General features: G+C 45.3%; 3 protein-coding genes and 1 pseudogene. 1 reads left to right on the top strand and 3 read right to left on the bottom strand.

Translation table 11 applies throughout. From position 1 onward, the window contains the following. Positions 1–2,129, bottom strand: a pseudogene (nifJ, locus tag BWI44_RS06395) (pyruvate:ferredoxin (flavodoxin) oxidoreductase); the annotation flags it as partial. Between the two features lie 33 nt (positions 2,130–2,162). Next, positions 2,163–3,341, bottom strand: coding sequence for an ATP-binding protein (locus BWI44_RS06390; protein ID WP_195208265.1), 1,179 nt, complete (start codon positions 3,339–3,341; stop codon positions 2,163–2,165). Between the two features lie 162 nt (positions 3,342–3,503). On the opposite strand from BWI44_RS06390, the gene BWI44_RS06385 reads away from it, so the two are divergent. Beyond that, the gene (locus tag BWI44_RS06385; RefSeq protein WP_021968238.1) at positions 3,504–4,706 is read left to right on the top strand and encodes a hypothetical protein; all 1,203 of its coding nucleotides are present in this window, start codon (positions 3,504–3,506) and stop codon (positions 4,704–4,706) included. Here BWI44_RS06385 and BWI44_RS06380 read toward each other — a convergent pair. Further along, the gene (locus BWI44_RS06380) at positions 4,703–6,190 is read right to left on the bottom strand and encodes a glycoside hydrolase family 10-like protein (RefSeq protein WP_195208264.1); all 1,488 of its coding nucleotides are present in this window, start codon (positions 6,188–6,190) and stop codon (positions 4,703–4,705) included. The two genes, BWI44_RS06385 and BWI44_RS06380, sit on opposite strands and share 4 nt — an antisense overlap. Positions 6,191–6,204 lie beyond the last annotated feature (14 nt).

The raw sequence follows: 6,204 nt of genomic DNA, 5'->3' as shown, positions 1-6,204 counted from the left end.
AGAACGAACGGACGGATAGAAGCGTGAGGACAAACGTATGCACACTTGTTACACTGGATACAGTTTTCAGCATTCCATTCGGGTACGAAAGCAGCTACACCACGTTTTTCGTATTTAGCTGTACCTTGATACCAAGTACCGTCTTCGATGCCTTTGAATGCAGATACCGGCAACAAGTCACCATCCTGTGCATTGATCGGACGAACTACTTCGTTGATGAATGCAGGATCGTTGTTTTCAGCCTTAGCGTCGTCAGCCAAGTTAACCCAAGCAGGATCAACAGTCAATTGTTTGTATTCACCACCACGGTCAACGGCAGCATAGTTCTTGTTTACGATATCTTCACCCTTCTTACCGTAAGACTTCTGGATGAATTTCTTCATCTGTTCTACAGCCAGGTCAACAGGAATTACGCCTGTGATACGGAAGAATGCAGATTGCAGGATTGTATTGGTACGGTTGCCCAAACCGATTTCTTGTGCAATCTGAGTTGCATTGATATAGTATACAGAGATATTGTTTTTAGCGAAATACTTCTTCACGCGGGTAGGCAGATTCTTAGCCAGTTCTTCGCCTTCCCAGATTGTGTTCAGAAGGAATGTACCATTCTTACGCAAACCGCGGGTTACATCGTACATGTGCAGGTAAGCCTGAACGTGGCAAGCCACAAAGTTCGGAGTGTTTACCAAGTATGTAGAGCGGATCGGAGTATCACCGAAACGCAAGTGAGAACAAGTGAAACCACCTGACTTCTTAGAGTCATAAGAGAAGTAAGCCTGGCAGTGTTTATCAGTGTTGTCACCGATGATTTTTACAGAGTTCTTGTTAGCACCTACTGTACCGTCAGCGCCCAGTCCGTAGAATTTAGCTTCGAACATGCCTTCGCCACCCAATGCGATTTCTTCTTCCTGAGGAAGTGAAGTGAAGGTTACGTCGTCTACGATACCGATAGTAAAGTGGTTTTTCGGCATCGGCATAGCCAGATTCTTGAATACGGCAATGATCTGAGCAGGAGTAGTGTCCTTAGAACCCAAACCGTAACGACCGCCTACGATTACCGGAGCATTAGCAGTACCATAATAGCAGTCTTTTACATCGAGGTACAACGGTTCGCCGTTAGCACCCGGTTCCTTTGTACGGTCAAGAACTGCAATAGTCTTAGCAGTCTTAGGCACAGCAGCCAGGAAGTGCTTAGCAGAGAACGGACGATACAAGTGTACGGCAACCATACCTACCTTTTCGCCATTAGCTACCAAGTGGTCGATAGCTTCGCGGGCAGCTTCAGTTACAGAACCCATAGCGATGATAACGCGTTCTGCGTCTTCGGCACCATAGTAATCGAACAAGCCGTATTTACGTCCTGTGATTTTAGAAATTTCATTCATGTATTCTTCTACAATAGCAGGAACTGCTTCGTAGTAGTTGTTGCATGATTCACGGTGCTGGAAGAAATGGTCGGGGTTTTCAGCCATACCACGGGCAACCGGATTCATCGGATTCAATGCGCGAGCACGGAATTCAGCCAAAGCTTCCTGGTCAATCAGCGGAGCGAGATCATCGTTTTCCAACATCTCGATCTTCTGGATTTCATGAGAAGTACGGAAGCCGTCGAAGAAATTAACAAACGGTACACGAGCTTTGATAGTTGACAAGTGAGCAACACCGGAGAGGTCCATAACTTCCTGTACAGAACCTTCGGCCAGCATAGCAAAACCGGTCATACGGGTTGACATAACGTCTTGGTGGTCACCGAAGATACACAGAGCGTGAGAAGCCAGTGTACGAGCTGATACGTGGAATACGCAAGGCAGGAATTCACCGGCAATCTTGTACATATTCGGGATCATCAGCAACAGACCTTGAGATGCAGTGTACGTTGAAGTCAACGCACCGGCTTGCAATGAACCGTGAACGGCTCCGGCAGCACCGGCTTCTGATTGCATTTCCTGTACCAATACTGTTTCGCCGAAGATGTTTTTGCGTCCTGCGGCAGCCCATTCGTCTACGTACTCAGCCATCGTAGAAGAGGGAGTGATGGGATAGATAGCAGCTACTTCAGAGAACATATACGAGATATGCGCAGCAGCCTGGTTACCATCACAAGTAATGAATTTCTTCTGTTTAGTCATAACTAAATTGAATTATTATTAAGTGAATAAATCTCAATATAAAAAGCCGAACATCCAGAGTGGAATCTGATTCCCTCTTCCTATTTCTGCTTTGTGCAGGGCGTAGGTGACGCCGGGATTGTTCTTAATCTTCATTCCTTCCGGACAAATCTTGAAAGGCATCACATCGTCCACCAGGAACGACATATTTTTGTCGCCTTTGTTCACCTTGTGATCTTTCCACAAGGAATTTGCGAAGAAAGTGTCCAGTACATCCAGTTCTTCCACTTTCACGGGATAGATGGAGTACATCAGGTTGGAGTTGTGCATCATGATCTTTGATGGTTTCTTAGGGAATTCTTCTCCCTTCGGATATACCATATTGATAAGACGTGCATCTGCCAGATATTTGATGTAGTTCATTACCGTAGCGCGGGATGTCTGTATATCGTTTGCCAGCTGGCTTACGTTCGGGGCTTTCGGGCCGTCTACTGCCAGCATATAAAGCAGTTTCTTTATTTTCGGAAGATATTTCAGTTCGATTTGCTTGACAAGCAGTATGTCTACTTCTACCATCATGTTCATGGTCTTCAGCAGATTCTCCGAGAAATTGCGTTTCTCCAGAAAGAAAGGATAGAAACCGTGGTGCAGGTAATCCTGCAAGTAGTCTAACGGGCGCACTTTAGAAAGGATACCTTTGGCAATCTGTTCGTGGTTGCTCAGAATCTCTTCCAGGGTATAAGCACGAAACTTCATGCCTGTTTGCAGGTTCAGATATTCACGAAAAGAGAAACCACGCAGGTTATAACTCTTCACTATATCACGCAGTTCCAGGTTTTCCTCTTTCAGTCGCATCACGGACGAACCGGTAAATACGATTTTGAGATTTGGGAAACGGTCGTAGCACATACGCAACTCCCGACTCCAGTCCGGATGTTTGAACACCTGGTCTATCAATAACACTTTCCCACCGCGACGCTGAAATTCATAGGCGAAATCAACGATGCTGAAATTGGAAAAGTAGAAATTGTTCATATTAATGAAAAGGCAAGAGCGGTCAGTGCCGAATTTCTCTTTAGCGTATTGCAACAGAAACGTGGTTTTTCCTACACCACGCGTTCCTTTAATACCGATGAGGCGGTCGTTCCAGTTGATCTCATCCATGAGGTCACGGCGAACAGGGGCATTGGTATGCTCAACAAGATAGGCGTGTGTGCGGTAGAATGCTTCCATGCTGTTAAATTCGGTTTATCGGGCGACAAATATACGTCTTTTTTATAGAATTGCAAAGTAGAGATGGCAAAATATCTTTTTTGTTAGTGAAGTTTATATATTTGTTTTGCCTTGTTTTTCTCTGTAATTTTGCGGCCTTAAATAATAAAGAACTGTAATTGTATGAAACTCTACGTATTTAACCCAGACACAGACATGGCGCTTGCTAACAATGAAGAAAATTATATAGCTCCCGCTTCTGCTCGCCGAATGGCTCAGGACCTTGCTTTATTACCCATCTGGTATGCCCAGCCTGGCAGTGCCGTACTCGCTCCATCAGCTTATAATGCAGATTATCTGCAAATAATGAAGCGTATGTTTCCCCTTTCCGTACAGTTGGTTACCGAACCTGAACTGCCTGATTATGCCGAATCTCAGATTATACCATGGGGTTGGAATCTTGCTTTTCGTAAACGCATGTTGAAAGGGGGAATTGCAAAACACAAACTTCCTACGTTGGAGGAATTAAAAAGACTTCGTGCCTTTTCTTCTCGAGAGTTGGCTATGGTAGTGCTTGACGGCTTGCATGGCATTGAGAATTGTTGTGGTTTGGCCAACTATTTGAATGACATCCCTGCTTGTCAGGAATTTGTAGAGAAGTATAAACGTACAGTGTTGAAGGCGCCTTGGTCAAGTAGTGGTAAAGGACTGAACTGGTGTAGAGGTATATTTACCGATTCTATTGCTGGTTGGTGCCAGCATGTTTTGGATGAACAAGAGGGGGTAATCGGGCAACCTGTATATAATAAAATAGAAGATTTTGCTCTTGAATTTTATTCTGATGGACGTGGCAGGGTACTTTTTACCGGTTATTCTCTTTTCCTGACCAATGAAAAAGGAGCCTATCTTGGTAATCTACTGGTAACACCTGAATGGGTGGAAAACTGGATAACTGAATACGTACCATTGGTAACTTTGGTGCAGGTACGCGAAAGGTTGCAGGAGTTATTAACCGTTGTATTTGGAGAATCTTATACGGGTTATCTGGGTGTAGACATGATGATTTGTCGTGATGAGGAAACGCAGAGTTACCGTATTCATCCTTGTGTGGAAATTAACGTGCGTATGAATATGGGAGTGGCGGCACATCTGTTTCGCGAGAATTTTGTAGCTCCGGGTACGGTCGGTAATTTTAATATTGATTACTATCCAACGAACGATGCCTTGCAGGAAGAGCACAAGCAGGCGATGGAGCAGTATCCTGTTGTTATAGAAAACGGACGTTTAGTCTCCGGTTACCTTCCGTTAGTTCCGGTAACACCGAAGAGCCGATATCGCGCCTATGTTCTATGTTATAAGAGTAGGGTGAATGATACGAATGATTAGTGTAAGACCTGTTTGCATGCTTCGCTCTCATTTCCACAACGATCTACAGCTGTAACGGCAAAGTATTTCTTTGCCGTCCACAGACGGATGGGGGCATATGTATATTCTGTTTCCTGTACACGCTGGGCTATGATATTTTCCGGGTTAGAGGTATCTACGGGATAAGTATCCGAACCATAGATGACATAAGTCGGCACATTGCGTTTATCATTGTCCGTGGCGGGAAGCCAGCTCAAGTGTATGTAACCGTCGCACTGCTGGGTAACGATTAAATTGCCGGGAGTTGTAGGTGGCACGTTGTCTATCCATGGCATGGCAGGCAGCAAGGCAGGAGCGGTATAGAAATCTTCTTCCAATGCATCATACAATCCCTGAGTGTTATCCATCAGATATTTTACACGATAATGAGCCTGGCCTGCCAGTTTATGTTTGCGGATAAAGTACATTTGACGTTCCACTTCGTCCAAGGTCCAATTGCCTTCGCTGGGGTCAAGGAAATAAATGCCCAGTCCTGGAATAATCTGTCGTCCGTTACTTTGTTCCTGCCAATCGAGGGCAAAAGGGTAGAAGTGATTACCACGGAAATAAATCATGGGATATATCTGATCTTGTATCCCTTCGCCCAGCCAACCTTGTGCATCCTGATAGACGGTATGGAAAGCATTCCAGCCGCGAGAAGGATAGCGGGAAGTGTCACGGTATTTACCTACGGGGCAGGTACTGACCTTTACCCAGGGTTTCAGAGCTTTTACACCTTTATAGAGATGACGGACGATTTCTGTGATATTATCCCTGCGCCATTGGGAAAGGTCGCGTCCTTTACCGTACTTCCGGAAATCGTAGGTGTCGGGAAAACGGGGAGCATTCTCCGGATAACGCAGATAATCGAAATGGACACCATCTACGTCATATTTTTCCACAACCTCACGTACAAGACTCATCAGGTATTCTTTGGTTTGCGGGTTTCCGGGATTGAGGAAATATTCCCGCTTATAAGGTACACAAATGGCGGATTTTTGTTTGGTGACAGAAGTATTACCCAGATTGGCAACATGTTTGCGGTTGCCCAATGGAATGGTTACCATCCAGGCATGGCATTCCATACCGCGTTTATGACATTCCTCTACGGCAAAAGCCAGTGGGTCATATCCCGGGTCGCCACCTGTTTTCCCGGTTAGTATAGAATTGAAAGGTTCTATTTTAGAGCGATAGAGTACATCACCGCGTGTCCGTGTCTGGAAGAGTACGGTGTTGAAGTTCGCATCTTTCAGTCGGTCCAGTATTTCGATAAGTTCTGCTTTTTGTTTCCGGATACTTTCGGGCGTGGTGGCACGGGTACGTGGCCAATCCAAACCATAGACAGCGGTAATCCAGGCGGCACGTACTTCGTACTTGGGAGGACGATTTGTCGTCTCACCGATGGATTGTGCAGTGAGGGGCAAAGCTAATATGCTAAATACGATGGCGAGCAGTAACTGTTTCATGATAGGGCTGGATT

It is taken from the genome of Bacteroides sp. Phil13 (assembly GCF_001940965.1).
Classification (GTDB): Bacteria; Bacteroidota; Bacteroidia; order Bacteroidales; family Bacteroidaceae; genus Bacteroides; species Bacteroides intestinalis.
Note: the sequence above shows the minus strand (reverse complement) of the source record. Positions and strands in the feature narration are given on the sequence as shown.